The 26,529-nt window shown below is 49.3% G+C and carries 36 protein-coding genes and 3 tRNA genes; 32 read left to right on the forward strand and 7 right to left on the reverse strand.

Annotated features, from left to right (window positions below; all coding sequences use genetic code 11):
* The first annotated feature begins 48 nt into the window (after window positions 1-48).
* The 3 genes from FIU95_RS08040 to FIU95_RS08050 all read left to right on the forward strand — a co-directional run bounded on the left by FIU95_RS08040 (window position 49) and on the right by FIU95_RS08050 (window position 1,864).
* Window positions 49-522 carry a GAF domain-containing protein gene (locus tag FIU95_RS08040; RefSeq protein ID WP_152453112.1) on the forward strand — a complete coding sequence of 158 codons (474 nt, stop codon included), beginning with the start codon at window positions 49-51 and terminating at the stop codon, window positions 520-522.
* Window positions 522-1,268 carry a methyltransferase domain-containing protein gene (locus tag FIU95_RS08045; RefSeq protein WP_152453114.1) on the forward strand — a complete coding sequence of 249 codons (747 nt, stop codon included), beginning with the start codon at window positions 522-524 and terminating at the stop codon, window positions 1,266-1,268. Before FIU95_RS08040 ends, FIU95_RS08045 begins: the two co-directional genes overlap by 1 nt.
* Before the next feature lie 140 nt (window positions 1,269-1,408).
* Entirely contained in the window at window positions 1,409-1,864 is a 456-nt protein-coding gene (locus tag FIU95_RS08050; protein WP_152453116.1) for a hypothetical protein, read from the forward strand.
* 118 nt (window positions 1,865-1,982) lie between these two features.
* Here the strand turns inward: FIU95_RS08050 and FIU95_RS08055 are convergent, their stop codons facing one another.
* The 3 genes from FIU95_RS08055 to folD are packed head-to-tail and all read right to left on the reverse strand — an operon-like array spanning window position 1,983 to window position 4,544.
* Window positions 1,983-2,963, reverse strand: a complete 981-nt coding sequence (locus FIU95_RS08055) for a class I SAM-dependent methyltransferase (protein WP_253868965.1) — start codon at window positions 2,961-2,963, stop codon at window positions 1,983-1,985.
* Window positions 2,964-3,001: 38 nt separating this feature from the next.
* Window positions 3,002-3,706 carry a 16S rRNA pseudouridine(516) synthase RsuA gene (gene rsuA, locus FIU95_RS08060; RefSeq protein WP_152453120.1) on the reverse strand — a complete coding sequence of 235 codons (705 nt, stop codon included), beginning with the start codon at window positions 3,704-3,706 and terminating at the stop codon, window positions 3,002-3,004.
* The gene (gene folD / locus FIU95_RS08065; RefSeq protein WP_152453122.1) at window positions 3,699-4,544 is read right to left on the reverse strand and encodes a bifunctional methylenetetrahydrofolate dehydrogenase/methenyltetrahydrofolate cyclohydrolase FolD; all 846 of its coding nucleotides are present in this window, start codon (window positions 4,542-4,544) and stop codon (window positions 3,699-3,701) included. Before folD ends, rsuA begins: the two co-directional genes overlap by 8 nt.
* A gap of 341 nt (window positions 4,545-4,885) precedes the next feature.
* Here folD and FIU95_RS08070 point away from each other — a divergent pair.
* The 5 genes from FIU95_RS08070 to FIU95_RS08090 all read left to right on the forward strand — a co-directional run bounded on the left by FIU95_RS08070 (window position 4,886) and on the right by FIU95_RS08090 (window position 8,128).
* Window positions 4,886-4,962: transfer RNA gene (locus tag FIU95_RS08070), tRNA-Pro, on the forward strand.
* Between the two features lie 18 nt (window positions 4,963-4,980).
* Window positions 4,981-5,057: transfer RNA gene (locus FIU95_RS08075), tRNA-Arg, on the forward strand.
* A gap of 115 nt (window positions 5,058-5,172) precedes the next feature.
* Window positions 5,173-5,248, forward strand: a tRNA-His gene (locus tag FIU95_RS08080).
* Window positions 5,249-5,443: 195 nt separating this feature from the next.
* Window positions 5,444-5,905: a hypothetical protein gene (locus FIU95_RS08085; protein ID WP_152453124.1), complete on the forward strand. Its 462-nt coding sequence runs from the start codon at window positions 5,444-5,446 to the stop codon at window positions 5,903-5,905.
* A 369-nt stretch (window positions 5,906-6,274) separates the two neighbouring features.
* Complete coding sequence (locus tag FIU95_RS08090; RefSeq protein ID WP_152453125.1) at window positions 6,275-8,128, forward strand: Ig-like domain-containing protein; 1,854 nt, start codon at window positions 6,275-6,277, stop codon at window positions 8,126-8,128.
* 232 nt (window positions 8,129-8,360) lie between these two features.
* On the opposite strand, the gene FIU95_RS08095 is transcribed toward FIU95_RS08090, so the two are convergent.
* The 4 genes from FIU95_RS08095 to FIU95_RS08110 are packed head-to-tail and all read right to left on the reverse strand — an operon-like array spanning window position 8,361 to window position 9,702.
* The gene (locus FIU95_RS08095; protein WP_152453127.1) at window positions 8,361-8,822 is read right to left on the reverse strand and encodes a tyrosine-type recombinase/integrase; all 462 of its coding nucleotides are present in this window, start codon (window positions 8,820-8,822) and stop codon (window positions 8,361-8,363) included.
* 15 nt (window positions 8,823-8,837) lie between these two features.
* On the reverse strand, window positions 8,838-9,287 hold the full coding sequence (locus FIU95_RS08100; RefSeq protein WP_152453129.1) for a hypothetical protein: 450 nt from the start codon (window positions 9,285-9,287) through the stop codon (window positions 8,838-8,840).
* Entirely contained in the window at window positions 9,287-9,490 is a 204-nt protein-coding gene (locus FIU95_RS08105; RefSeq protein ID WP_152453131.1) for a DUF4224 domain-containing protein, read from the reverse strand. Before FIU95_RS08105 ends, FIU95_RS08100 begins: the two co-directional genes overlap by 1 nt.
* The gene (locus FIU95_RS08110) at window positions 9,487-9,702 is read right to left on the reverse strand and encodes a hypothetical protein (RefSeq protein ID WP_152453133.1); all 216 of its coding nucleotides are present in this window, start codon (window positions 9,700-9,702) and stop codon (window positions 9,487-9,489) included. Before FIU95_RS08110 ends, FIU95_RS08105 begins: the two co-directional genes overlap by 4 nt.
* Before the next feature lie 129 nt (window positions 9,703-9,831).
* Between FIU95_RS08110 and FIU95_RS08115 the strand changes: the two genes are divergently transcribed.
* The 24 genes from FIU95_RS08115 to FIU95_RS08230 all read left to right on the forward strand — a co-directional run bounded on the left by FIU95_RS08115 (window position 9,832) and on the right by FIU95_RS08230 (window position 25,975).
* Entirely contained in the window at window positions 9,832-10,296 is a 465-nt protein-coding gene (locus FIU95_RS08115) for a hypothetical protein (RefSeq protein WP_152453135.1), read from the forward strand.
* Window positions 10,297-11,052: 756 nt separating this feature from the next.
* A complete protein-coding gene (locus FIU95_RS21445; RefSeq protein ID WP_253868968.1) occupies window positions 11,053-11,337 on the forward strand; it encodes a hypothetical protein in 285 nt (94 codons plus the stop codon).
* A 223-nt stretch (window positions 11,338-11,560) separates the two neighbouring features.
* Entirely contained in the window at window positions 11,561-12,013 is a 453-nt protein-coding gene (locus FIU95_RS08125) for a hypothetical protein (protein ID WP_152453137.1), read from the forward strand.
* 435 nt (window positions 12,014-12,448) lie between these two features.
* Complete coding sequence (locus tag FIU95_RS08130) at window positions 12,449-12,745, forward strand: DUF5675 family protein (protein WP_152453139.1); 297 nt, start codon at window positions 12,449-12,451, stop codon at window positions 12,743-12,745.
* Window positions 12,745-13,101 carry a hypothetical protein gene (locus FIU95_RS08135; protein WP_152453141.1) on the forward strand — a complete coding sequence of 119 codons (357 nt, stop codon included), beginning with the start codon at window positions 12,745-12,747 and terminating at the stop codon, window positions 13,099-13,101. Before FIU95_RS08130 ends, FIU95_RS08135 begins: the two co-directional genes overlap by 1 nt.
* The gene (locus tag FIU95_RS08140) at window positions 13,098-13,328 is read left to right on the forward strand and encodes a holin (protein WP_152453143.1); all 231 of its coding nucleotides are present in this window, start codon (window positions 13,098-13,100) and stop codon (window positions 13,326-13,328) included. Before FIU95_RS08135 ends, FIU95_RS08140 begins: the two co-directional genes overlap by 4 nt.
* Window positions 13,318-14,052 carry a hypothetical protein gene (locus FIU95_RS08145; RefSeq protein WP_152453145.1) on the forward strand — a complete coding sequence of 245 codons (735 nt, stop codon included), beginning with the start codon at window positions 13,318-13,320 and terminating at the stop codon, window positions 14,050-14,052. The genes FIU95_RS08140 and FIU95_RS08145 overlap by 11 nt, the downstream gene beginning before the upstream one ends.
* A gap of 88 nt (window positions 14,053-14,140) precedes the next feature.
* Entirely contained in the window at window positions 14,141-14,662 is a 522-nt protein-coding gene (locus FIU95_RS08150; protein ID WP_152453147.1) for a hypothetical protein, read from the forward strand.
* The gene (locus FIU95_RS08155) at window positions 14,607-16,631 is read left to right on the forward strand and encodes a terminase gpA endonuclease subunit (protein ID WP_172975353.1); all 2,025 of its coding nucleotides are present in this window, start codon (window positions 14,607-14,609) and stop codon (window positions 16,629-16,631) included. The genes FIU95_RS08150 and FIU95_RS08155 overlap by 56 nt, the downstream gene beginning before the upstream one ends.
* Window positions 16,632-16,847 (forward strand): primosomal replication protein PriB/PriC domain protein, encoded by a 216-nt coding sequence (locus tag FIU95_RS08160; RefSeq protein ID WP_152453151.1) that lies wholly within the window; start codon window positions 16,632-16,634, stop codon window positions 16,845-16,847. It abuts the gene before it with no gap.
* Window positions 16,847-18,331, forward strand: a complete 1,485-nt coding sequence (locus tag FIU95_RS08165; RefSeq protein WP_152453153.1) for a phage portal protein — start codon at window positions 16,847-16,849, stop codon at window positions 18,329-18,331. The genes FIU95_RS08160 and FIU95_RS08165 overlap by 1 nt, the downstream gene beginning before the upstream one ends.
* Window positions 18,332-18,340: 9 nt before the next feature.
* On the forward strand, window positions 18,341-18,961 hold the full coding sequence (locus FIU95_RS08170; protein WP_152453155.1) for a head maturation protease, ClpP-related: 621 nt from the start codon (window positions 18,341-18,343) through the stop codon (window positions 18,959-18,961).
* Window positions 18,962-19,048: 87 nt separating this feature from the next.
* Window positions 19,049-20,401 (forward strand): Mu-like prophage major head subunit gpT family protein, encoded by a 1,353-nt coding sequence (locus FIU95_RS08175; protein ID WP_152453157.1) that lies wholly within the window; start codon window positions 19,049-19,051, stop codon window positions 20,399-20,401.
* An 87-nt stretch (window positions 20,402-20,488) separates the two neighbouring features.
* Window positions 20,489-20,860 carry a DUF2190 family protein gene (locus FIU95_RS08180; RefSeq protein ID WP_152453159.1) on the forward strand — a complete coding sequence of 124 codons (372 nt, stop codon included), beginning with the start codon at window positions 20,489-20,491 and terminating at the stop codon, window positions 20,858-20,860.
* Between the two features lie 7 nt (window positions 20,861-20,867).
* Window positions 20,868-21,164 (forward strand): hypothetical protein, encoded by a 297-nt coding sequence (locus tag FIU95_RS08185; protein ID WP_152453162.1) that lies wholly within the window; start codon window positions 20,868-20,870, stop codon window positions 21,162-21,164.
* A gap of 222 nt (window positions 21,165-21,386) precedes the next feature.
* A complete protein-coding gene (locus FIU95_RS08190; protein ID WP_152453164.1) occupies window positions 21,387-21,908 on the forward strand; it encodes a hypothetical protein in 522 nt (173 codons plus the stop codon).
* 98 nt (window positions 21,909-22,006) lie between these two features.
* On the forward strand, window positions 22,007-22,495 hold the full coding sequence (locus FIU95_RS08195) for a hypothetical protein (protein ID WP_152453166.1): 489 nt from the start codon (window positions 22,007-22,009) through the stop codon (window positions 22,493-22,495).
* 93 nt (window positions 22,496-22,588) lie between these two features.
* Window positions 22,589-23,014 (forward strand): hypothetical protein, encoded by a 426-nt coding sequence (locus FIU95_RS08200; protein ID WP_152453168.1) that lies wholly within the window; start codon window positions 22,589-22,591, stop codon window positions 23,012-23,014.
* 104 nt (window positions 23,015-23,118) lie between these two features.
* Entirely contained in the window at window positions 23,119-23,409 is a 291-nt protein-coding gene (locus tag FIU95_RS08205; RefSeq protein WP_152453170.1) for a hypothetical protein, read from the forward strand.
* A gap of 178 nt (window positions 23,410-23,587) precedes the next feature.
* The gene (locus FIU95_RS08210) at window positions 23,588-24,022 is read left to right on the forward strand and encodes a hypothetical protein (protein ID WP_152453172.1); all 435 of its coding nucleotides are present in this window, start codon (window positions 23,588-23,590) and stop codon (window positions 24,020-24,022) included.
* Window positions 24,023-24,051: 29 nt separating this feature from the next.
* Complete coding sequence (locus tag FIU95_RS08215; RefSeq protein ID WP_152453174.1) at window positions 24,052-24,396, forward strand: hypothetical protein; 345 nt, start codon at window positions 24,052-24,054, stop codon at window positions 24,394-24,396.
* A 119-nt stretch (window positions 24,397-24,515) separates the two neighbouring features.
* Window positions 24,516-24,977, forward strand: coding sequence for a hypothetical protein (locus FIU95_RS08220; protein WP_152453175.1), 462 nt, complete (start codon window positions 24,516-24,518; stop codon window positions 24,975-24,977).
* A gap of 81 nt (window positions 24,978-25,058) precedes the next feature.
* Window positions 25,059-25,451, forward strand: a complete 393-nt coding sequence (locus FIU95_RS08225) for a hypothetical protein (protein ID WP_152453177.1) — start codon at window positions 25,059-25,061, stop codon at window positions 25,449-25,451.
* A gap of 50 nt (window positions 25,452-25,501) precedes the next feature.
* A complete protein-coding gene (locus tag FIU95_RS08230) occupies window positions 25,502-25,975 on the forward strand; it encodes a phage tail tube protein (protein ID WP_152453178.1) in 474 nt (157 codons plus the stop codon).
* Window positions 25,976-26,529 lie beyond the last annotated feature (554 nt).

The raw sequence follows: 26,529 nt of genomic DNA on the forward strand, positions 1-26,529 counted from the left end.
TGGCAAATGCGTTTTATAGCCACTGATTGTGAGGGGGCGCCCCGGCCAATGTCATTAAATAAATTCTACACATCGCTCAATAGTCAACTCGAAGGCCTGCTATCAGCGGAGAATGATTGGCTGGCCAATACTGCCAATGCCAGCGCCTTACTGTTTATGGAACTGGAAGATATCAACTGGGCGGGCTTCTACTTTTTGCATGGTGATGAACTGCGTCTGGGGCCTTTTCAGGGCAAGCCCGCCTGTACTCGGATTTCGGTAGGTGCCGGGGTTTGTGGCACAGCGGTATCCACGGGTGAGTCCCAGCTAGTGGAAGATGTACATCAGTTCCCCGGCCATATCGCTTGCGATGCGGTTTCTGCTTCTGAAGTGGTTATTCCGCTCTACGATAATAACGGCCGCTGCCTTGGGGTGCTCGATATCGACAGCCCCACCGTTGCCCGCTTCACTCAGGAAGACCTTGCCGGCTTACAGGGCTTTGCCCAGGTTCTGCTGAAATCCTCTGACCTGCCGAAAAGCTAATGGCGCTGTTGTGGCAGAAGCAGGTGGGAGACACCCGCTACGAGGTGCGCAACCACGGCGCCAGTGTGCGCTTGTACAGTAATGGGGTTTTTCATTCCCAGTGGAATCCCCGCGACCCCCTTAAGGGCTCCCTGTGGGAGCTGCTTATGTTGCCCGCCTTCTTTCTCCCAGAGAAGCGTCTGAATTCGGTATTGCTGTTGGGGGTGGGGGGGGGTGCCCTGATTCGCCTGCTGCAGGCCTATACCTCAGCAGAGCGCATTGTTGGTGTGGACTTGGACCCGGTTCACCTGCAAGTAGCCCGCCGCTACTTCGGTGTTAAGGATGTTGAGCTGGTGCATGCCGATGCCAAAGAGTATGTAGCAGATTACCTGGAAAACCCCTCCAGTGAGCCGTTTGATCTGGTGATCGATGATTTGTTTGGTCACTTCCAGGGGGTGGCACAGCGTGCCGTACCCGCAAATCAAGAATGGTGTGCCAGTCTAATGCGCCTCCTACACAAGGAGGGTGTTTTGGTCAGCAATTTTGGCGATCTCCAGGAGCTTCGAGGCAGTGCCTGGCGTCAAAAAACTTTGCGCAATCGCCTACGTGGCGCCTGGATGGCCTATATGCCCCAATATGAAAACCATATCCTGGCGGTGAGTAGAAAGACACTTTCCTTGTCAGAACTGAATGCCCGTGCTCCAGGTAAAATCAATCCCAGTAGCCCCAGCTGTCGTCTTTATACCCATCACCGAATTTTGCGTTGAGTTTCCTGACTGGTGTGCCCAAACGGCAAGCTAGATAGGGAGAAAAATGCCATTGTCGTTTTTTTGTGGGGTCTTGTTGGCGCCCTTTCTCACAGTCTGTCTATACTGACATTAGCGACTTATTACTCCAGGGCTCGTTAATGCGGTACAAAACAGTTGAGGAAGTTATTCAGGAAGGAAGGGATTTTCATGCCAAATTGGCGCTGCAATACGAAGAGTATGAGCAGCTTGCCACCAACAAGCGGGTTGAGCTGCTTTTAGATCAGCTTCGACGACGGGAAGACTCCATGAAGCACTCGCTGGAGAACTTCCACGCCGACCTACCCCCTGGTGCCTTGCATACCTGGGTGCAATTTGCCCCAGAAGGGCGCGAGAAGGAGTTCCTGCAGCGTCTGCGCAGTATCGATATCGATAATCTAGACGACATTGCCAAACTGGCAATGGATATTGAGATCTACCTGGCTGATCAATACCGGGATCTGGCCCAAGGGGCGGAGACTCCCTCTGCGCGTGAGGCTTTCGAACGCTTGCGGCAACTGGAGGAGTTGGAGGAGCACACCCTCTCTATGAATCTGTTTAATTTGCGCGACTATTGATTCTGCCAATTCCGCCAATTCCGCCAATTCTGCAGAATTAGCAGATAGCGTTAGTCTGCAAGCATGATTTGTTGTCCTGGCGACTGCTCGCCTTATTTAGACGCCGGCAAACTGCGCCCTAAGGGCGCAGCCGGTACACACAGAAGCCCTTCTCTTTGGTGATCAACTGCACTTCAGAGAAGTAGCGCGGCCCCTTTTTTCCCAGCGGAATAAACTCATTCACCACAAAGAGCGCCGTACCGGTTATTTTCAATAACCGTGCGCTTTGTTGCAGAAATCGATCGGTGAGATCGCCCTCCACCTGAAAACCCTGATGGAAGGGCGGGTTGCACAGCACCAGATCAGCAGCGCCGCTTTCAAACTCATCTCCGGCATCCGAGGGTAGTACTACCCCTTTTATCCCCAGAGTCTGAAAGTTTTTCTTACAGGAGAGTAGGGCGGCGGCATTATTATCGGTGGCGGTAAAGTGGAAGCTCCCCAGTGAAGCCAGCCGTGTGCTGAGGTAGCCGTAGCCACAGCCGAGGTCCACTACTTGGGCGTTTTCCTTGGGCAGCTCGGTGGTGAGCTGCTGGGCCAGCAGGGCGCTGCCCTTATCAATCTTGTTCCAGCCGAACAGACCGGGCTTACTGTAGAGGCCGCCTAACTCTGGCAGACTGCGCAGCTGCGGGTAATCCTCCTCAGCGATGAGCTTTCCACCCTGAGGATGCTCCACTCGGTTAACGCTGCAATAATCATTACCGAATTTTTGCAGGTGCTTACCGCTACCCAGGCGCTCCGCAACTTTCAGTGCATAGCTTTTAATGCCGCTCTGCTTTTCTCCCAGCAACACCAGTTCGCCACCCTCCCCAAGGAGTCGGGGGGCCTGATTGATGATATGGTGGACGACGGCCTTCTCTTTAGAAACTGAATAAACAATGCGGCGATAGCGGCGGTCCAGCTCTTCAAAGTGAAAGTCGTTATAGAAGCTGCGCCCAACCTTACCCTGGGCCCGCTCGGCAATATCCCAGCGATTGGTGAGGAGATCGCCTTCGAAATGAAAGCCCGGCTGTAGCAAGGGCTTGCTGTTTTCATCGGCGATCCACAGGGTTTCACTCGGCACCTGTGAGATTTCCTGGAGGAGAAGCGAGGACATAGTCTTTATTGTACCGAAGCGATTTCTTCAGGAGTTAACAGCCGGTATTCGCCTTCCTGGAGTTCTTCATCCAGGAAAATATCGCCGATTCTCTCCCGGTGCAGTTCGATTACCCGGTTACCCAGGGTGGCAAACATACGCTTGACTTGGTGGTAGCGGCCCTCACCGATGGTGATGCGCACCTCGTTGGCATAGAGGATCTCAAGCTTGGCCGGCTTGGTTCTTTTCTTTTCATTATTGAGCCAGATACCCTTGGCAAACTTTGCCACTGCATCCTCCTCAATTTTCTCTGCCAGCAGAGCGTAGTAGGTTTTCTCACAGTGGTGGTTTGGTGAAGTCACCTTGTGGGACCACTGGCCATCATCAGTGAGCAGAACCAGCCCGGTGGTATCGATATCCAGGCGCCCGGCGATATGCAGCTTGGCTTTGTTGGGCTCGTCAATCAGGTCCAGCACCGTAGGGTGCTCGCCATCTTTGGTGGCACTTACATAGCCCAAAGGCTTGTTCAACATAATATAGCGGGGCCCCGGCTCATGCAGGGGCTCATCATCCAGGCACAGTTCATCACTGGGCTGTATCTTGGTAGAGGCATCCGTGACTGTCACACCATTCACAGTAATGCGCCCCGCCCAGGCGGCGCGCTTTACATCGGAGCGGGAGAGATCAGTGACCTGGCTGACCGCTTTATCCAGACGAATCAGGTTAGCCAATTTTACGCTCACCGGAATCGACAGATTGGTAGATCAGGGTATTGATGGTCATGGGGCCAACACCGCCGGGCACCGGGGTGTAGGCGGCAACGCGCTCAGTTAGCGGGCCCAGCTCAATATCGCCCACTCCGCCTGGATGGTAGCCGGCATCCACAACTACAGCGCCATCTTTAATCCACTCAGCCTTAATAAACTCCGGTTTGCCCACGGCGCCCACTACGATATCGGCGCGGCGGATATGTTCGGCCAGGTCTTGAGTGCGGGAGTGGCAGATAGTTACGGTGGCATTGGCGTTCAATAACATGGCAGCCATCGGCTTACCCAGGATAGGGCTGCGGCCCACAACTACGGCGTGCTTGCCTTCCATTTCGATATTGTAGGCTTCCAGTAGGCGCATAATGCCTTTAGGGGTTGCACAGCCATAGGCCTCTTCACCCATTGCCATACGGCCAAAGCCCAGGCAGGTTACGCCATCTACATCTTTCTCCAGGCTAATCGCGTCGAAACAGGCACGCTCATCGATCTGTGCCGGCACTGGGTGCTGGAGCAGGATGCCGTGGACGTTGGGGTTGGCGTTGAGCGCCTCAATCTTGGCGAGTAGCTCCTCAGTAGTGGTGGAGGAGGGCAATTCCACCTGCATGGAATCCATGCCGATGCGGCGGCAAGCATTGCCTTTCATCTTTACATAGGTAGCGGAAGCGGGGTCATCACCCACCAGGATGGTCGCCAGGATTGGCGTTTGCCCACCGCTCTTCTCCTTTAGTACGGCTACCCGGGCCGAGAGTTCTTCTTCAGTTTTCTGTGCCAGGGCCTTGCCGTCCAGAACCAGTGCAGACATAGATGCTATCTCTAACAATAAAAAATCGATGGCTAATAGACCGGAGTCTGCTCCAGCACCTACTGTATATAGAAGGGCGGAAGCAGGCGGCTTTTAGGAGCTGCTTACTTTTTATCCGGTCGGATTCGCGAAGTGCGCCATTTTCGCACAGGTTGGAAATAATTTCGCCACTTCTGGGCCCAGATAGGCAAATGGATAAACTTCTTTAAAAATAATAGCTTAGAAGCGTTGACATGGGCCGGGGGTATCATTACTATGCACGCACTTCGCAGCTACAGCGACTTACACAACCACCTACGGGGCGGTTAGCAAAGTCAAAGAGGTGCGAACGATTGGAAAAACGGGGCATAGCGCAGTCTGGTAGCGCGCCTGCTTTGGGAGCAGGATGTCGGGGGTTCGAATCCCTCTGCCCCGACCAATTTTCCGGGTTCACCTTGCGCCCGTAGCTCAGCTGGATAGAGCATCCGCCTTCTAAGCGGATGGTCGCAGGTTCGAGTCCTGCCGGGCGTGCCATCTACACAAGATGGTGCTGGTTTGGCAAAAAGGACTTAGTCTGAAGCCAGATTGGCTGCAAGAGATATCCGGCAATCAGTACTGCCACAAGGTGCTGAAGTATATCACTTTTATGGTGGCCGTAGCTCAGTTGGTAGAGCACAGGATTGTGGCTCCTGAGGTCGCGGGTTCGATCCCCGTCGGCCACCCCAGATTCTTCCTTGTTTTTCAAGGACTTAAAACCTCGCCTAGTGCGGGGTTTTTTAGTTTTTGGCCCCGTGGTGCCAATTCATAGTGCCAATTTTGGCCTCAATCTATATTGAGGTTTAATTTTGGCAGATCGTGAGTCATGTCCATCTGGCGGTACCCCCCCTGTTGAAATCACTAAGAAGTAGCTTGGAGCTGTAATGAAGTATCTGCTGTCCGTATTTTTCCTAACTTGTTCTATGTTCGCCTCTGCGGCTGGGGACTCAAATTTTTCATTAGGCGTTGGTGTGGATCATGCTGGGCTAGGAGCAAAGTACTCGATTAACCGCGGTAAAGATAAGTATTTCGGCTCTTTGGGTTGGAAGGGCTTCTCCGATCAGGCTGGTTCAGTCACGGGGTGGGGCTTAGGCTGGGAGCACCTTGTATCTTCTGATAGTCACTCTTTAGGGACTTTCTTGGGGCTTGTTGAGGTTGATTATGCTGGTGATAGCGCGGTGCGCTATCACGGTGTTGCTTTGCTCTACAACTATTACTTTTCAGGGTTTTCTGAGTCTTCTTTTGTCCTTGGCGCTGCTATTCATGCGGGTGCTAGCTCATATGATGGGCCGTATTATGATGATAATACTACCGGTGCGACCGTAAAGCTGGCCTATCAGTGGTAGTGTAGGAGCTTTTTTAAAGGGGCCTTATATAAACAAATGAATTAGTATTTTTTGTTTTTCAGGAGGAGGATCCTCGCTTGATGTGGGGGTTTTTTCATTTTTCTATTTGCCTATCCATATAAGTGTGGTGAGGACAGAAAGTTTGCCCCTTTAATATTTAGAGACTAATAAAGTCTTGCTTTTGAGGTTGGCGAAGGGAAGTCGCTATTCTCATAGGCTGTTGTTCTCTCGAATTTCCGAAATTACCGCTAGTGCTTTAAATCTTAGATGTTGAAAGTGCGGTGGCAATTTTTGGAGGGTAATAAACTCTAACTAAGTATTGTACACACATGGTGTGCAACAAAATTTTTAATACAAAGATATTATAGCGTGAAGTTCTCAAATCATTATTTTCCCCTTTTATTGTTGATTTTTTGTTTTGCCCTGCAAGCATGTAAAGATGGAGGGTCAAGTAAGAAAGGTCCATCAAGCAACGAAACGGCTAATAAGGAAAACCGAGTTCCAGTAGTGTCAAATCGGATTCAAGATTTCACCTTGGAAGTTGGTGTCGATCTGACCCTTCAAGTATCTGCTGAAGACCCGGATGGTGACTCTTTATCTTTCAATATTGAAAATCTGCCTCAGTTCATTTCTGCAAGTGATAATAATAACGGAAAGCTATCATTGATCTTTGCAGCAGAAGCCGGTGATGAGGGAGAATACCATTTAAGTATTGACGTATCTGACGGTGAAGGTGTTACAAATACTTCCTTTTCAGTTCGGGTGGTAAATAGTAGCTCTACAGGAATGATTGATGACCTGAATGATTTTTCAATTGAGGAAGCTGGCAGTGAAGTCTCGCGAATACCTGTCAATCGAATTGGTGCAAATGAAGTCCATATAGACAACTTGGTTGCCCCTGATTTTGCAAATATATTTATTGGTGAGTCCAATGACCTGGTCATTGAGTTGGCTCCAAAATTTGGCTCAGCTGGAGTCTATACTGTTGATTTTGAATTAAACGATGGTTTCAGGAAGCAGAAAGTCATATTTGAAATAGTTGTAACACAGGCTGATTTTATCCCTGAAATAATTTTTCCTGAAGAAATAATTGTATCCGAAGGTACAGAAACTACTCATGAAATTCTTTCGGCTGAAATTGGAAGTCTAGTATCAGTTACATCATCAACGGTTCCCGAATTTGGGGAAATTGTACAGTCAGATAGTGGGAAAATAGATCTTATATTAGGGCCCGGCTATAAAGATGCTGGTATTTATAAGATTGAAGTGACTTTTCATAATGGAAGTTTTGATAGTCCAGTATTTGATATGGAAGTTACTGTTGAGCAATCATTTAGCGGGGAGGCATCTACTATAGATGCTGGTGCTTTTCATACCTGCGCATTAGAGCAAGAGACGGTTTATTGTTGGGGGTTGAATGATGTCGGGCAGGCTAAAGTTCCTGCCCACCTCGGTGATGTTACACATTTGGCCGCTGGTGAATATCATACCTGTGCGGCTGATGAGAATGGTATTTCATGTTGGGGGCGTAATTTTAATGGAGAGGCATCTCCGCCTGAAGGAACTATCAATGTTTCGAAGCTAGCTGCTGGATATGAGCACACCTGCGTACTTTCTAATGGGCAAGTAAAATGTTGGGGGTCAAATACTGATGGTTTTGGGGCAGATGTTGGCCAGAGTCGAGTTCCCGATAGTTTAGGCGTAGTTACTGATATTTCAGCTGGTTTCTTTCATACCTGTGCGCTTGATGAGGCAGGATTGCAATGTTGGGGATCAAATCATTGGAAGCAAAGCGATACGCCTAGTGGTTTATCATCAGTTACCAGTTTTGGAGCTGGTAGATTAATAACCTGTGCAGCTGAAAGCATGGGTTTGAGCTGCTGGGGAACGGCTGATGGCTATGGACAGAATAAAGTGCCAGACACTGTGGTTCTTCCAGATCTATTCGAAATTGGTTACTTTTATAATAGCTGTGCCTTCGAGAATGGTGAATTGATTTGTTGGGGGGCTGGTTCAAGTGATACAAATAATTGGCCCCACTTTGGGCAGGGAATAGTACCTCAAAATCTTAACAATATTTCTTCACTAACCCTTGGAATGACTCATGCTTGTGTAATTGATAGCGGTAGTGTTAGCTGTTGGGGTGCTGGTGAAGAAAGTGATGGTCAGGGTGATTATCATTTTGGGCAGAGTATTGTTCCAAGTTTTTTACAGGCTCCTTAGTTTAAGTATATTAATAGTGAAAAATTGTTTGCTATCAACTAATAATGAGCCTTCTAAATAGGCTATCCGTAATATTTGGTTGATTTGGAAGGCCTTAAAAAAGCCTAAGAGAGGGGTTGCAACCTGTTAGCACAGCCTGCCTGGGTAGTTTTGGCTGTGCGCAGGTGCATCACCCGATCTACATGCAGTTATGCTTCTCAGTCATAGATCACGCCTTATGCTCAGTAAATTATTAAGCATCCCCTTTAAAGTCATTTGCTATTTTGATCTTCGAATCATGAAAGCGCTGTTTAATTACCCCAGCAGCTAGTGCTGCTCGCTGTTCTCTTTGCCAAATGGCATTGAACCCAGTGCGGGTGTAGGCGCGGCCTGCGCGGCTGCGGATGATATGAGTGGTTTGGATTTGTGCTTCGATGTTAGTGGCTACTGCGCGATCAACGGCTTCTTTGAGGGCTGAGCTCCATAGCTTTAGTTGGGCTTTGCCTGTCTTGGCTTGCACAATAAGTAGGCCGTCTTCTTGGATGTCTGCGCGGGTAAGGGCGAGAACATCTTGCTGTCTGGCTGCACACAAATAGCTGATTTCCATAGCGCACTGGTGCATCACGTGGCCGCGATCACCTAGCCATTGCCAAAAGGCTTGGTATTCCCAGTCTTCTACATAGCGCCCGCCGGGCTTTACTTTAATTGTTTTCACTACCGCTGTGGGGTCTTAGATCTTCACGAACCCTCTAGCTTTGCCCCATTTCATCACAATGCCGAGAAAGGTTCGCTCTCTATTGGCGGAGGTGGGGTACTCAGCACCGCGTGCATCCATAAACATCTGCACTAGCGGGGAGGTGATGGTGTCTGGCTCCATTTCCCCAAATACTGCGAGGACTCGCTGGCTGTAGCGGTAGTAGTCTTTTTGAGTCTGCGGTTTTATGTGTTTGGTGTACTGGGGGGAGGCGAAGTAGAGCTCTACCAAATCTGCGAAGGTAAAGGTCTTTTGAACTAGGCCGGCTAGGTATTTCTCACAGGCAACCCAGACCTCAGCCTGGGAGGCGTCGGGGCCGGCAATATGCTTGGTTGGTTCTCCATGCTTGCGAAATCGGTAACCGTTTTTATACCGGGCTACATGCGGTGGCATCCATGCATTTTCGGGGTTACGCCTCCTGCCCATCAGCTTGCTGCTCCCAGGTTAAAGCCTTCAGGTAGGTTGCTGCCTGTCGGGCTTAGCTTTAATGCTCCGCGTGCCAGAGTGGCTTGATTGACCATCTCCCAGGTAAGTGCGGGTGAGCCATCTTTGCGGCTTACATAGGGGATTCGGTTGGCCTCGAGAGTCTGCTTTTGCGCTTCCATATTCCCTACCGGTGCTCCGGTCATGCGATTTCCTCCCAGTTGTTGCGAAAGTGAATGGCTAGAATTGTGGGGCGGAGTTGGAATTTGTAAAACCACTCCGCCAGCAAGTTATTGCTGTTGGTCACAGAGAGCTGCATAGCTTGGGTGGGCTCACGATTGAAGAGGTCGCGAGCGCAGTGTGTCAGCGCTTCGGCGTGGCGTGGGGCCAATAGTCTGAACGGCTTAGCGGTGTTCACTTGGGTGCCCTATCCTTGGTTAACGATTACAGTTTCTGAAAGGTAATATTTGGGTTGTTATCCATAAGTTATTTTTTCGAGGTTAATACCCTTGATATGCTCGAAGTGTACTTTTCACGGAGGATAAGAATGAAAAAACTAAGAGGTTTGGTAGTAGGAGTTCTACTGTTACCTGGCTTAGAGGGTTGTGCTGTAAAGAATGATACGCCAGTGATAATTAGCGAGTATTTCGCAATAGAGCACTTCTCTAATAAGCAGGAGGTATTGAGTAAGGCGAGACAGGCCTTGTTGAGAGACGGATTTCAAATTTTATCTGCCGATTTAGAGGCGGGTTATATCTCTACTTCTCTGAAAAATTGGAAGCTTTTGCCGAATCAGGCCCATTGTGGTACGGCTAAAGGGGTGGATTATTTGGATGACAATCACACCAAGACAGAGGTGGCCTTTAATGTGGTAGTCGATGATAGAGCAGTGATTGTTCGCTCAAACATTCAGGGAGAGTATCTACCGGGAGAGCTGGCTAAAAATCTTACTTTAAATTGCGTTTCTCGCGGTGTTATAGAAGTTGAGATGGCAAAAAAAATATTGTTCTGATTTTTGGTTTACAAAGCCCATATTAATGGACTCATTTTTTTGACTCAGGAGTGTAGAAGCCAATGATGACCGCGCAAAAACTTACTTCTTTGCCAGGAACCCGCCCCGTATCCAGGCGCGGAACTGGTCTCCCGAAGATTGGCAGCTGACCAGAGAATTTTATAATCAGGCTGTCAGGGTATGCCCAGCTGGCTGTGTGGTGCAATTGGGTGAGGCGGGAGAGGTTTGCTCCCATAATGCCCCCCCAGCGAGCGAGAGACCGTCCAATCGGTGAGATATTGAGAGATACCAGCTGATAAGCCCCGAGCACCAAGCCAATAGTTTTCAGTTGGCCGCGTGATAGGGCCCAGTCGGGCCAGTTGAGGTTAGTGTTTACAGTCTTGGGGGCATGAGATTCGATTCAACGAGACAGGCTTGGCATGATGCCTTTGATGGCTCTGCTTCAGCGTTTGATTATGAGGCAATGGGCAATAGGAGTACCGTCACCTCAAACACCCGGCGGAGCCGTAAAGTTTTAATTCGTGATGAGGTATAGGGAAAGGCAAATCAAGTGTTCGGCCGAATTGATGCGCCTCGGGTGAGTGGTGTTGAAACGATTGTGAGTAAGGTGAGCGGTAACCGAGTTATGGATTCCTGTGAGCAGGGAATCATTCGACGTGATTGCAAAACTGAGACAAAGCGATCTGCTGGGGCATGGCTGCGTATGTGTCACCGGCAAAAAGATTTAAAGAGCGGGCGGCGCTGTTGCAGTATCTGATGTCTGAATTCGACAAGTGGGAGGAGCCGCATCCGAGGGATAAGGTTAGCCAGTTGGCGTTATTTTGTATTAGCGCGAGTGCGTTGCGGGATGTGAATGGGCGATCAATAGATCTAGGTCATGCACGTAAAATATTAGGGTGTGACAAAAAGCGTTGGGATAGAGAGTGGGTGAAAATTCGGAAGCGCTTACAGCGGCGTCTGGACCCTTTGCCCGGAAGAGCTTTGGGGCCGGTGTCTGAGTTGGTGCAAGAGTACCGCAGTCGACTTAAAAAGGCCTGTTGACAGCTTTGTCCTGAGTAGGTATAAATTCCCTAGCGTGCGGTTTTTCCGCTTTGCAGAATAAAACCGGCCTTTGAGCCGGTTTTTTTACGCTGTTAATTTCTAAAGCTATTGAGCGAATGTATGCACATGAAAATATTGGACGTAAATTTCCCATGAACTATTTTTATATAATTTTTTAATGTTGTTAAGCATAAGCAGTTTATCTTCTAATGATACTTCCTACATGGAGGTGAATAATAATTCAAGCCATGAAGAAATCTCGAAGATTGATAGTGCAGATCAGAGCACTAGAGATGAAGCAAGGATGGGTGCTGAATTAGACAATTGTATGAGCTTACTTAGAGATAAAGTAGAAGCTTATGCTTCTAGTCCTAATGGTATGAGTATAGATAAGCTTGTGTATAAGGTAAGTCTAGATGATAGGTATAGTGTATCTAGAACACTGAGATCCATAATGAAGAGTGGTGTAGAGGAAATATCCTATTTTACACTAGAAGCTTATAATGCTCGCTATGGAGCTTCTCCTATTCCCAATGTAAGAGATGAAATAGAGCCAACGCATTTATTTTTTATTAAGCCGCATGGTAATAGATTTTCCAGTGGTTTAAGTTTTCCTGCTGGTCGCTCAGGTGATGTTTGTTATTTCCTTGAACTTGAAGTTTTAGTTATTGACTGACATATGTAAATGTTAATGGCAGCCGTCTAAGGGTAAGGGTTTTTCAGAATATTTTAAGTTGCTTATCTTAACTCATTTGCGGGGAAGAGCTTTGGAGTAGTATTTGGGTTGGAGTAAAAGGGTCAAAAAGCGATTTAAAGTAGTCTGTTGACAGTTTTGTCCTGAATAGGTATAAATTTCCTAGCATGCGGTTTTTTCCGCTTTGCAATAAACCCGGCTCCCCCAGCCGGGTTTTTTCGTTTCTGACTTTCTATTTTTCATTGCTCCATCACCTGTACTTGGCGGCGTTCTTGTGGGCGCTGTTTTTTTATTCCTTAGCTCTACGAGCTGAAATTCATGAACTGCAATCTGCAACGTTTCGCCTATGGGCCTGATGCCACATTGGGGCGGCTGAGAGTGCGTGACTGTGTGTTTTATACGGTTGAGCGCCCGTAGTTGGGGAATCGTCCGTTCGAGAGCTGTATTCCTGAAGGGGTTTATTCCTGTAATCCCTATAACTCACCGAGGTTCTCCAATGTGTGGGAGCTACAGGAAGTCCCAGGTCGTTCAAAAATCCTAATCCATACGGCAAATTATTCTGCAGATGTGCAGGGCTGCATTGGTATTGGCTCTAACCTGGCTCCCGGTGGTTGGTGGGTGACGCAATCCCGCAAGGCCATGCAGCAGCTGCGAGAGCTGCTGCCGCCTGAGTTTGATCTAACAATTACGCACTATGTGCCGGAGTATCCGTGATGGGTATTTGGTCTGGAGTTAAGGGTTTATTTGCTGGCCCAGAGTCTGCGGGCAAAGTGCTGGATGCCACTGTAAATACCGTGGATGCGGTGTGGTTTACCGATGAGGAAAAATCCCGTTGGTATCTCAAATACCTGGAAGCCACGCAGCCGCAGAACCGGGCACGGCGATTAATTGCCTTTCTGGTGACATTGGTTTGGGCGTTACTGGTTTTATTGATTGCGGCGGCCATGGCTTTCAAAGCCCCTTTTGTAGCAGACCTAAAGGGCCTGCTGGTTGATGTGGTTGTGCAGCCTTACAGCATCATCATCGGTTTCTATTTCGTGAAGTCGTGGGTGAGTGAGGTTAAGCGGTGAACACTGTAGCTCAAGAGGCAGCGAGGGAAGCCATGGTTCAGAAGGTCGCCAGTGCAACCACTACGGTTGCTGCGGGTACAGCGGTTGTCGGTGGATATGCCGCACAAGAGTTATTGGCGGTAGGTGGTTTCCTGATTGCTTTGAGTTGGTTCATTGTGAATTGGTATTACAACCATAAGCGCTTGAAACTGCAGGAAAGGCAGCAGGACGGGGACGATGGACGTTAGTGTAAAGCTCGATACCTCAAAGTTTGATAAGGCCTCAGCCGAATTAAAAAAGCAGCTGCCCTATGCCAGTTCCGTAGCGCTGAATAATGTGGCGTTTCGTATACGGGGAGAAGAGCGCGCAGCAATTGGGCGCATATTTGTAAACCCGGCGAAGCTGACACTGAACTCTGTACTGGTAAAAAAAGCCACTAAGCGCACGGGTGTTGCCAAAGTCTTTATTCGCGATCAGGCCCCGAACGGCACGGCACCTAGTGAGTATTTAGCGACGTCAGTGATTGGTGAGAACCGGATTGATAAACGCTTTGAGCGAGCGCTTCGGCATGCTGGACTCTTACCGAGCGGGATGTATGTAGTGCATGGGAAGGAAGCCCGTTTGAACAAGCATGGCAACATTTCGGTTGCGACCTATAAGAAGATCCTGGCAGAGCTGCGTGCTAACTCCGGCGCTAAAAAGAGTGGAGCTGATGGTGTGAATGGCACCAAGTCTAAATATTTTGTCGGAAAAGTTAATGGGAAGCGTAACAAGCAGTGGTATGGGGTGTGGAAGAGGGCTGGTGGTAAGCGCAATCCAACTGCTAAACCCATTCTTATTTTCCTTAAAGGCAGGCCGAACTACCGCCAGCGCTTTCCTTTTGTTGGGATTGCACAGGGTATTGCTCGGCGGCACCTGCCGATAGAGCTTGATAAGGCAATGGACCATGCAATCAAGACTTCAAAGCGTTGATGAACGGGTCCTCCTGGGCGACCCAGCCCACGAGCAATTCGGGCCCGTGTTTTTAACAGCTATCTGAAATTTCCTAGGGGGTTATACCTTGGCTGACAACCTATCACTGGATGATCAGGCCACTCAGTCTGGTTTGGCTCGCTTAGTGGGCGCATCACAGCCGGCGATTGCAAAGCACTTTAAAGCAGGGGTCTTTACTGAAGCTGCCAGTTATCGGGTTTGGCTTCAGGAGTACTGCGAGCGATTACGAACAGAAGCCGCTGGCCGCCAGGTTAGCGACGCCCGCAGCCGCCGCGATATGGCCCAAGCCATTGAGTCTGAGGTGAATGCTCAGATGAAAATGCGCGAGCTGTATAAGGACGATCAGTTAATCCTCGATATTGAGTCCGTACGCAAGGCGATGGTGGAGTGGTCCACCATTGGCAAAAATGAATTTATAGGAGCGGTAGAAAGCATCGTTATTGCTATCGAAAGTCAGCATGCCATTACCGTCGATCGAGAACCCCTACAGCCAAACATTGACGCTGCCCTCAAAGCTATTGGCAGTTACGAGATTGAATCTGAAGAGGCTGGTGCAGGAGGTGCGCCAGGCCTGGATACCGCAGCCTAAAATCCCGCTGATCGAGTGGTTGCCAAACAATATCAAACTGCCCTCGGAGGATAGCGACAACGCCGGCTATTACCGCAACGATTATGTGCCCTATTTCTGGGGCGTAATGCACGCACTGGATAGTCCGGTGTCCTGGATGGTGGTAATGCAGAAAGCCGCGCAGATCGGCTGGACGGTTCTGCTGGCTACCGATATCTGTAAGGTCGCCGTCACCGACCCGGCCCGCATCCTGATGCTGTTTCCCAAGGATGAAAAAGGCCGGCTGTTTATGGATGAAAAGCTGGTGCCGATTATCGAAGGTTCGCCAGCAGTGAATCGGGTGATCGATGTCACCACCAGCCGCAAAGGCGGTAGCCGCTCAACGCGCAAGAAATTCCCCGGCGGTGAGGTGCGTACCATTGGCTCCAACTCGATTTCCAATGTGAAATCCACTACAGCCCGCCGGGGCTATGTGGAGGAGCCGGACGATACCAATAAAGACGTCGGCGATCAGGGCGATTCCATTCGCCACCTGCGCGAACGCCTCAAGCGCATGCGCAATAAGAAATTAATTATCGGTGGCACACCGGCCGTTGCCGACCTTTCCCAAGTGGAGCACTACACCAAGCTCGGCACCATGCGCGTGCTGCCGGTGACCTGCCACGACTGCGGCGATTCCCATGTACTGGATTGGGAAAATGTCAGCTGGCTGGAGAAAGAGGGCGGCACGCCGCACCCGGTATTCGGCCTGCACCAGCCAGAAAGCGCGGTGTATAGCTGCCCGCACTGTGGCAGCGCCTGGGATGACTACCGCCGCCAGGCCAATATTCTGCAGACCTGCAAAACCGCTCGGGAAAATGGCGATGACTTTGCCGGCTGGGTGAAAACCCAGTGCGGCGAGGATTTTACCGAGCATGAAATCGAACCGATAGAAACCTTTATGGAGCTATCGGAACTCTATGTGTGCATTCCCGGCACCGGCCTCGCCGATGTGGTGCGGGATTTTCTCGAAGCCGAACACGAAGCCAAAAGCGGTGATGAATCCGCGCGCATTGTTTTTCAGAACAACAAGCTGGGCAGGCCCTACCAGTATGCCGCCAGCCGCTTGCTGGACCACGAAAAACTACAAGAGGCCGCCGAGGATTACCCGGAATTAGTGTGCCCTGCCGGTGGTCTGCTGGTAACGGTCGGCATCGATGTACAGCACGACCGCCTGGCAATCAGCATCCGCGCCTTTGGCCGCAATGAAGAATCCTGGCAGATGTACTGGGGCGAGATCGATGGCGATACCGCCGACAAGCGCGACGATTGTTGGGATGCCCTGGATAAGCTGGTGTTCCAAAGTTTTGAGCACGAGCGCTTCGGCGAGATCCGCGCAGCGGCAGTCAGTATTGATTCCGGCGATGGCGGCACCAGCAATGCGGTGTATCACTGGGTGCGAACCCGCGATAAAAAATATCGCGGTGTGTTGGTGATGGCCATCAAAGGTGACAGCAACGACTTCGGCACCAAGGAAATCTTTAACCAGCCCCGGCAGGTGGATTTTAACAACCCCAAGCGCCGCACCAAAGCCGACCGTTACGGCGTAAAGGTTTATATCGTGGGCACCCACAAAGCCAAAGACCTGATGGCCAAGCGCCTGCTGGGCACCAGTGCCTACATGCACAGTTGCAAGCATGTGCGCCAGGACTACTGGGAGCAGGTGACTGCAGAAGTCAAAGCACCGAGTAAGAAAAATAAAGGCCGGGAAACCTGGCAACCGCGTCCCGGCCGCCCCAATGAAGGCACCGATACCGAGGTCTACGCCCTACACGCCGCCCACGCCATGGGCATGCACAAATACAACGAGAAAAAATGGTCCACCATCGAATCGCGCCTGGGCCAGCGCACGCTATTTAGCGAACCTCAACAAACACCCGAACAGCCCAAACCAGTCCCGAAAAAACCAAGGCAGCCTGCGCAGCCAGCCGGCTCCCTACTGGATAGTTAAATGTCTAAAACCGCACAAGCCATGGTCGACCTCTATATCGAGGCCGAGATAGACGTGCTCGCCGGAAAAACCACGGTCATTAACGGCCGCCAATTTACTGCCGAGAACCTGCAAGAGATCCGCGCGGGCCGACAGGAGTGGGAGCGCCGAGCAACTGCAGAAACCTTAAAGGCCGCCGGCAAACGCCCTGGGCCCGCCTACGCGAATTTTAATTAATGAATAAATTAGATTCTGTTATCGGGTTTTTTGCACCCGAGGCTGCCCTGCGCCGTGTACAAGCCCGGCGCGCCCTGGAGATCGCCGCCGCCTATGAAGCCGCGCGCCCCAGTCGCCTGCGCAAAAACCCCGGTGATAACCGCAGTGGTGATCTGGTACTGGGAGGCAGCGTGGAAACTCTGCGCGGCCAAGCCCGGCACCTGGAGCAAAACCACGATTTTGCCTTTGGCATTCTCACCACCCTGGTGAACAACATTGTCGGCCCGCGCGGTATCGATGTGGAATTCCAGCCCAAAACCTGGGATGGCGATATCCATGACGGCCTCGCCAGCCAAATGAATGATGCCCACAAGGAATGGGCACGGCGCCCGGAATGTACTCGGCAGTTCAGCTGGGGCAAAGCGCAGCGGCTTCTGTGTAATACCTGGCTGCGCGATGGTGAAACTTTAATGCGGCACCTGCAGGGCACAGTGCCCGGTTTAAAGCACCGTACCAATGTGCCTTACACCATCGAATGCCTGGAACCGGATTTCTTACCGGTCAGTTACAGCGACTCCAGCAAGCGCATTGTTCAAGGCATTCAAAAGTCTGCCTGGGGCGAGCCCGCGGGGTTTTGGTTGTACGACGAGCACCCCGGTGCCTCATTGAACTGGCGTATGAAGCGCAGGTTCCATAGTGCCAAAAATATTGAGCACCTTAAGTTTGTGCGCAGGCTGCACCAAACCCGTGGGGCTTCCATCTTTGCCGCGGTGATGAATCGCCTTACTGATATTAAAGACTATGAAGAAAACGAGCGCGTTGCCGCCAAGATTGCCTCAGCCATGGTGGGTTTTATTCAAAAGGGCAGCCCTACTGAGTACCAGCATGATGATACTTGGGATGATGAAGGAAACCGCACCCTCGATATCCGTGCCGGTGCCATCTATGACGATCTCCGCCCTGGGGAATCAGTCGGCACCATTCAGAGCAATCGCCCCAGTGGTCTGCTAACGCCATTTTTAGAAACCATGCACCGCATGGCCGCCGCCGGCACCATGGCCAGCTTTAGCAGTATCAGCAAAAACTACAACGGGACTTATAGCTCGCAACGCCAGGAGCTGGTGGAGCAGTGGACCAATTACGAAACCCTCAGCCTGGAATTTTGTGAGGAAATTGTAGAGCCGGCCACCCGCCGCTGGGTGCAAATGGCTTTACTGGCGGATGCCTTCAAAGTGCCGAGTGATGTCGATCCATCCACGCTGATGCATGTCGATTTTATTACCCCGGTGATGCCCTGGATTAACCCGGTCCATGAAGCCAGCGCCGATGAAACCCTGCTGGAAAATGTACTGGCCAGCCCACAGCAGACCATCCGCCGCCGTGGCAAAAGGCCAGATGATGTGATTAAGCAAACTGCTGCCTGGCAGCGGAAGCTCAAACAAAACGACATTACCACCCCAACCAAACGCGAAGCCGTACCCGCGCAAGAAATTGAATCTGAATAGGAGGCAGCCATGCCGAATAAGTCCTGGTACAGCATCACCGCTGCCGCCAATACCAGTGAAGCCGATATTTATTTGTATGACTACATCGGCTACTGGGAGTTGACTGCAAAAGACTTTGCCCGCGATCTCAAAGCGCTCGGTGATGTCAGCAAGATCAATCTGCATATCAACTGCCCTGGCGGGGATGTGTTCGACGGCACCGCCATTTACAACCTGCTCAAAGATCACAAAGCCGAGGTGGAAACCTGGATTGAAGGCATCGCAGCCAGTATGGGCAGTGTGATCGCCTTAGCCGGGGACACGGTTCACATTGCCGAAAACGCTTATTACATGGTGCACAACCCCAGTGCCGGTGTACGAGGCGATGAGCGCGCCCTGGAAAAAACCAAGAGCCTACTGGCAAAAGTGAAAACCACCATGAAAAGCCTGTACTCCTCGCGCACCGGCATGTCGGATGAGGAAATCAGCCAAGTGATGGATGACGAGACTTGGTATACCGGCGCCGAAGCCGTGGAAGCCGGTTTTGCCACCGATACCACCGCAGCAATGGAAATGGCTGCCAGCTTCAGTGCCGATCACTTAAACCAATTCAAAAATACCCCTCAAGCCATTAGTGCATTGGTTGTGTAGGGGTCCACTGAATTTAGATTCCCGTCTGCGGTTGCAGGCAACTCAACCCAACCCCAACCCCAAACCCAAACCAAGGAAGCGCAAGCCATGCCTAAAACTACCTCCACCACGCCAGCTGCAACCGCTGCGCCCGAGGTTACCCCAGAAATGAAAGCGCAGATTGCCGCCGATGCCAGAGCGCAATTTGCCGCGGATGAGAAAAAGCGCAAAGACACTATCACAGCCGTATTTAAAGGCTTCGAAGCACATAGTGTTGTGATGCAGGAATGTCTCAATGATATGGACTGCACCGCCGAAAAAGCCAAAGACAAACTGCTCACAGCCCTCGGCAGCCAAACCCCAACCCCCGTGCAAAGCTACAGCGTAGTGGTGCATGAAGGTGAGGGCATTAAGCGCTTAAAAGCCGATGCCGAAAATGCGATTGCCATGCGCGCCCTCGGTGAAAAGCGCACAGAAGGCAATGAACTCAGTGGCTACACCATGATGGAGATTGCCCGCATCCTCATGCAGGCCCACGGCCAAAGCTTGTCCGGACTCGACAGAATGGGTGTGGTCGCCGCAGCCTTTACCCATAGTTCGGGTGACTTCGCAACGGTGCTCGGCAATATCGCCAATAAATCTATGCTCAAAGGCTATGAAGAAGCACAGGAAATCTTCCCGCGCTTTACCAGTGTCGGCAACCTCAGTGACTTTAAACTCACCACCCGCACAGACTTGGGCAGCTTCCCCTCACTGCGCCAAGTCGCACCGGGGGCAGAATTTAAATATGTGAGTATCGGCGAACGCGCCGAGACCGCCGCACTAGCCACTTACGGGGAACTCTTCTCCATTACTCGCCAGGCCATCATTAATGACGACCTGGGCGCATTCACCCGAATCCCGCAAAAGATGGGCCTCGCCGCTGTGCGCACCGTGGGGGATCTGGTATTCAGTATCCTGCTCAACAATCCCGAAATGGCAGATGGAAAAGCCCTGTTCCATGCGGATCATGGCAACTTGGCCAGCGCCGCTCTAATCAACACCGCCAGCATCGACGCCGCACGGGTATTGATGGGTAATCAAAAGGATGGCAGCGCAGTGCTCAATATCCGGCCCAAGTTCCTGCTCTGTGATATTGCCGACGAGGGCAGCGCAAAGGTTGCCCTGGAATCCGAATTCGAAGTGGGAGAATCCACTAAAAACAACACCACACCGAACAGCGTGCGCAATATCGCCGAAGTGCTCTCTGATGCGCGCCTTAGCGGACATAACGGCTGGTACCTCAATGCCGACCCGGTAGCGCATGACACCATCGAAGTGCTCTATCTGGATGGCCAGCAGGCCCCGGTTTTAGAAGAGCAAAATGGCTGGAGTGTCGATGGGGTGGAATTCAAAGTCCGCCTGGATGCCGCTGCGAAAGCCTGGGATGCGAAAGGCATGGTGAAAACACCCAAGACCTAACCTCAATTCCAACTGAGATTAAACCGGAAAGGGCCGCAATACGCGGCCTTTTTTATTTCGACTGCTTTACCCACTGAGAGAAAGAATATGGCTACGAATTTTGTACAAGACGGGCGCATGCTCGATTTCACCAACAACACCAGCGCAGCGATTACCTCTGGCCAGGTGGTAATCGCAGGTGCGGTCCTGGGTGTGGCGATGGATGATATCGCCGTGGGTGAATCCGGGGTGATCGCTATTGATGGCGTATTTACGGTGCCCAAGGTATCCGGTGCAGTGATTGGCCAGGGCGAGTCACTCACCTGGGATATCTCTGCTGCAGCCTTTGACGATAGTGCTGCAACAGCCGCAACCGGCGATATCACCGGCCCTACCGCCTTTGCCGCGGAATCCGCAGGGAATGGCGCGACCAGCCTAGCGGTCAAGTTTACCGGCGTACCGGGCACCGTGAAGGCCTAGGTGATCCATGGATCTGGACCAACGAGCCGCAGAGCGCGCGTTTCGCAAATGGGGCAAGCCTGCTATCTATACAGACGGTAGCGGTGCTGAACCTATTACTTGCCGAGTGATTAAAGATCAAGAGATCGACGAGTTCGAAGATGAGGAACGTGTGCGGGTGCCGCGTATCGAGTTGAGTCTGCTGGTCAGTGAGGTAGGGGCTTACAACTCCGAGGCGGTGATTACTCTTGGCGGTGTGGAGTATGCAGTGCGCAAGCGGCTGACGGATGATGGGGTTGTTTGGCGGGTGCTGGTGGATGCTTAGGAGTATATGCCCTTCCCAAATTATTATAAAGCGGAGAAAATGCCCAACTTTATTGAGTTTTCTTAGAGTAGACTTTTGTACATTTGTACCAATAATTTATATTTTAATGACTCGCTTAATGCATATCTACTACTCTTAGTAAATATCTTATGCAGATATAAAGTGGGAAATTACAAAGAATGTTCTCTAGGATTTCTTGCTAAGTCGACATGAGTTGAGATTATGGAAGCAATAGCGTCAATCATTGATTCACTGGTGTGGCCAGTCTGTATCGTAATTATAGTTTTAGTTTTAAAGTCAGAAATTTCGCATTTGGCAAAAAAAGTCAGCAGAATTTCCCACAAAGAGACTCAGATTGATTTCAATGCAGCAGTTAAGAACGCCTCTTTTTCTCTAGAAACGGAAGAGCTTAATACAAAAATTACTGTTTCTGATGAGTTGTCGGATTTATCACCAAGGGGATCGGTAATAGAATCTTGGTTAAGAGTCGAAGATGCAGTAAGAGGATATAATTTAAGACATGGAATTGATGCTTCTAAGGAAAAGCCGTTTAGAAGCTCATTGGCTGCGATGAATTCGATTCACTATGATTCTATCGGTAAGGGAACTTTGCAAATGTTGGAGTCATTGCGAAGGCTTCGAAATGAAGCGGTTCACTTAAGTGATGCAAATATTTCGGCTGTCTCTGCAAAAGAGTATAGAGTCATGGCAGATAAAGTAATTTCTGCTTTAGAAATGGCCTGATGCTATAAAGGAAAGCGGCTTTCTTGGTTGCATTTTATTTTCGCTTTGAAATTTGATATGTAAGTTAGTTTAAAATTTTTATGTGAGTTTAATGGACGATGGAGCATCTAAGTTTTCTGGAAAAGCTGCGGGCAGTGTTTCTTTTGTCTGCTTGGGGTTGCTCGATTCTCTTCATTGTTGGGGCGCCAAATGAAGTTGAGATCGTATATTCAGTAAAAAACACTGCTCCAGAAAAGTTAAGAATTGAAAAAGCATATCTAACTTCGGAATCATGCGGGGTGGGAAAAAAATGCGATCGTATTAAATTTGAAGCAACTAATTTAGCAACAAATTCCCCTGTAGAAGAAAGGATAGACGCTGAGCCGGGAATATTCCCTTTTGGTGTTTCAATTGGGCGAAAACAGATATGGTCTACAGAGAGGAGCTATCTCGAAGAGTTCAATGTAGGTGAAGTGTACGATGCGTATTTAGCCAGTAATGGGAGGTACTATTTGTCACAAGGAAGCTATTTTCCATTCGCATATCTTCTGGCTTTTTCGGTATTGTGGTTGGTGGGAAATGCCGTCGTTATAGCAAATAGGTTGTAAAAGATAGATTTATATGGTTGTCTGCACTTGGTTAGCTCTGTCCTTTTCTGGTCTGTTTGTTTGGGGTTAGATTTTTTATGGGGTTATTGATTTGTGAGCAAGAGAATTCAGAGGGTGATTGTTGGGGTTTTATTTCCCATTATATTGGGGGCTCTATTTCTTATGATATGGGTAATTTTACCTCGTGGTTTTAATAATTTGACAGATTCTAATTCCTATAAATTATTCATTCTGGCGTTTTTTGTTCAGTTCATATTTCTTGGAATTCCGGCGCTTATTTGTTCTGCAATCGTTGAGTTTTTTCAATCTATATTAAAGAGTGATTTTTGTTTTTATGTCGTTGGTGGTTTTTTGTGTGGAGTCTGTAATATAACGATGGCAGCTCTCTTTTTTGGGGAGTCTAGATTTTACACGGTGTACTCTTTTTTCATTTTTTGTGTTATTCCTGGGATTGTTGCTGCAGTTGTTTTGCGTGAAATGTATCAATCATCAAGTGCATTGTTAACCAATAAAGAGTGATAGTAAATCTTGGAAGTCAACGTATTTTGAGTTGAGAGTAAACTGATATCGAAACCCGCTTCGGCGGGTTTTTTTATGCCCAAAATTTCTGGAGAACATCCCCAATGACCCAACGCATCACCATCCGCGATGCCGCCCTAAACAATCTAAAAAACCTATCTGGCTACAACTTCCCCTCATCGGGCACTACCGATGGCATCGAGCGGGAAAAGCTGCCGGCCATCCTTGTGGGCTTTGCTACGGAACAAACAGAACAGGAACTCTCGGGCACCATACGCCAACTGAATCTTGACGTGTCTGTGGTGGTGCATAGCCGGGGGGATATCTATGAATTGTTGGATAGGGCTGCGGCGGATGTTGAGGGCGTATTCAGTGCGCAAGCGGCTGTCGGATGATGGGGTGGTTTGGCGGGTGTTGGTGGAAGGGTAGGGGGGTGTTTTGTTCGCTCTTCTTAAAATGTTATAAATAAGCTTCCTTGTGTGTATTGGACTCACAATAAGTTGCCAGCCGGTGTGGTGGGCGTTATGTGTGTTCAAATTTTAAACGTTTTAAATGTGGTAACTTACTGTCAATATGAAAAGTTTTTTTCTTATTCTCATTTCACTCACCATTGTGGGTTGTAATTCTGTCCTTGTAACGTATAAGCCGCCTCAAACAGGTAATTTGACTAAATTAAAATTGCCAAAAGATGACAACACTTTATACAAACTAGGTGAGCTAAACGAAAAAGGTTGTGCGGTCAACTTTAGAACTGTAAGGGCTGAAAGCTATTCGGATAGCGAAAATGTATATGTTCAAGCTAACAAAAGTATTGTGCTTCATGTGAATAAATCAGGTAGAACAATCTGTAGAGGCACTGAGGCTATGAGCCTAGAGAGTAATAAACACTATGAAGCGGATATATTTCCAGTTCGTCATTTTTGCCTCGTCTCCATCTACGATATTACTGATGGTAAGAAAGGCGAAAAGGTAGAGCCTGAGGATCTTAACGGTTGTGTGAAAGAGTAAAGGTTACTAATCACAGTTCAATATGTTTTATGAAAAAATTTATCAGAAAAGCCTGTAGCTTGATAACAGCATTGCTTGTATTGGGTGTTTTGTGGGTTCACATTTTGTCTAAGGATGCTTTTTTAGCCAATTTTGACAAATGGTATTTCTACTCAACTGCTGTTTTGATGTTTGGGTGGGTAGTATCTATGGCAGGCCTTTTTGTAAACAAGCATTGGGCGTATTTTTTAGCCATAGCTGTACTGGTTTTACATCAAGTCACGCTAGTTATTTCGGGGGCGTGGCAATTAAACAAAGTGCCAATGCTTGTATTGCCAGTGTTAATTTTGTGGTGGTTTAAAGGCAGTTCACCTTTAATAAGACGTTCAGTCTAGCGATATTTTCTAGACGTTGGGCTGCTTCTGAGTTCCTGGTAAATGGTACTGAAAACCCATTATAAACTGAAGTAGCGATTAGCTTCTTCTGAATGAACTGTTATGCATCTGAGAAAAATATGAAGAGTGTTCTAACAATTTTTTTCGCTTTTTTGTTGGCGAGCTGTGCTACCCAAAACACAGAAAATGCCGACATTTTCGATTTTAAATTTGGGCTTCTTGTTGGTGGTTCAATGAACACACTTGATGTAGTTGAAAACCAATTTATTATTCCACACAGAGTGGCCACGAAACTTCCATATTTTGGTTTCAAAATTAATCCTGGCCACTATGAACTGTACAGTGTGCAAACTATTATTTATTTTCCGTCAGCGCCTAAATCTATATCCGGAAATCTTGAAGGTTCACCGGAGGACTATGCTGAAGGTATCAAATCTCGAGTTAATTTATATCAGGGTCGCTCAGTAGTTGGCTATCGCCTCGAACCCGGCGACCCTTACGGAGACTATAAATTAGTCGTTTTAGTAAATGGCAGGCCTTGGCAAGAAGTTGATTACAAGATCGTGCCAGAAAGCGCTTAACAAACGAAGACACTACATCGTAAATACTAAACCCGCACCAGCGGGTTTTTTTATGCCCAAAATTCCTGGAGCACACCCTAAATGACCCAACGCATCACCATCCGCGATGCCGTACTCAGCAATCTGCAAACCCTATCAGGCTACAACTTCCCCTCAGCAGGCACCACGGAAGGCATCGAGCGGGAAAAGCTGTCGGCAATCTTTGTCGGCTTTGCAACGGAACAAACAGAACAGGAACTTTCGGGCACTACTCGCCAGCTGGATCTTGTTGTGTCGGTGGTAGTTCACAGCCGGGGGGATATCTATGAACTGTTGGATCAGGCTTCTGAGGATGTAGAGGGCGTCCTGCAGGATCGAACCCTGGGCGGTGCCTGTGAGATTTTTGCACTCTCGCAAACCGATTTTGCCTTGGATCAGGATCACCCACTGGGTGAGGTACGCTTGACCTATACCGCCCAATATTCCACTGAATGACGCACCCCGCGTCGGACTTTTATTTCCATTAAAGCAACGGGAGAACCCCTATGTCTCAATTGGCTCAGGGCACCAATATCTATTTTATCGACCCGGCAGATGACTCTGTGAAGAAAGTGACCGGGTTGAATTCTTTTAACCCCGGTGGCAACCCGGCGGATCAGCTCGACGATACCTCTCTGGAGGACTTGGATAAAAAGTTTAAACGGGGTCTGCGTACACCGGGGCAGGCGTCGGTAGGTCTCAAAATTGATCCAAGAAATGCGGTCCATAAACGCCTGCATGAGCTGTCCCAAGATGACACGGTGGACAATATGAAATGGGCAGTGGGCTGGAGTGATGGCACCGAGGCGCCCACAGTGACAACCGGTGAGTGGACCCTGCCGACTACCCGCACCTGGTTCACCTTCGAGGGCTATGTGGCTGACTTCCCCTTTGATTTTCAGCAGAACAGTTTGGTCACTGGTGAAATGTCGATCCAGCGCAGCGGCGGTTCGGCCTGGACGGTTAAGTCTTCAACTTAAGAGGTTAATTATGGAATTATCCATCGAATCCCTGGAGTAGGGCACTTTTCCGAAACGCCGGTTAAGTGTTCCATTACCTGGAAGTTGGGCGAGTAAGAGTGATTGACGAGTTTCTTTGTGCTCCGTCTCAATTTTATTAAAGAGCCCTCAGCGATGTACCGGAGATACGTGGAGGGGTATTGCCGACAGTATTATTGATACCGAGGAGAAAACCACTATTTAGCCAAGAGTATATTATCTGGGAGGCAGGCTCACCAGTATCTATGCAAATTTCGCAATGAGCATTAAGAATCACGAAAAATTAATGACTTTATGATCATACGGCTTTTAGCTCACTAAAAAGGCAAGCTTTTACCAACGGGCTCTATGTTGCTGTTGTTCCTCGCTGTCGGAGCTGAGGAGACATATGGCTCCGGCAACGCTGGTCTATTACTAGTTGAGGCTAGAGCCTGAGCTGGGACATTTACAGATGCGATTATAGTTGGGTACTGGGTACTGGGTACTGGGTTTTTTTAGGTCAAGAATTTACCCCTTGGTTGTGTTGTTAAATAAAT

Source organism: Microbulbifer sp. THAF38 (assembly GCF_009363535.1).
Taxonomy (GTDB): domain Bacteria; phylum Pseudomonadota; class Gammaproteobacteria; order Pseudomonadales; family Cellvibrionaceae; genus Microbulbifer.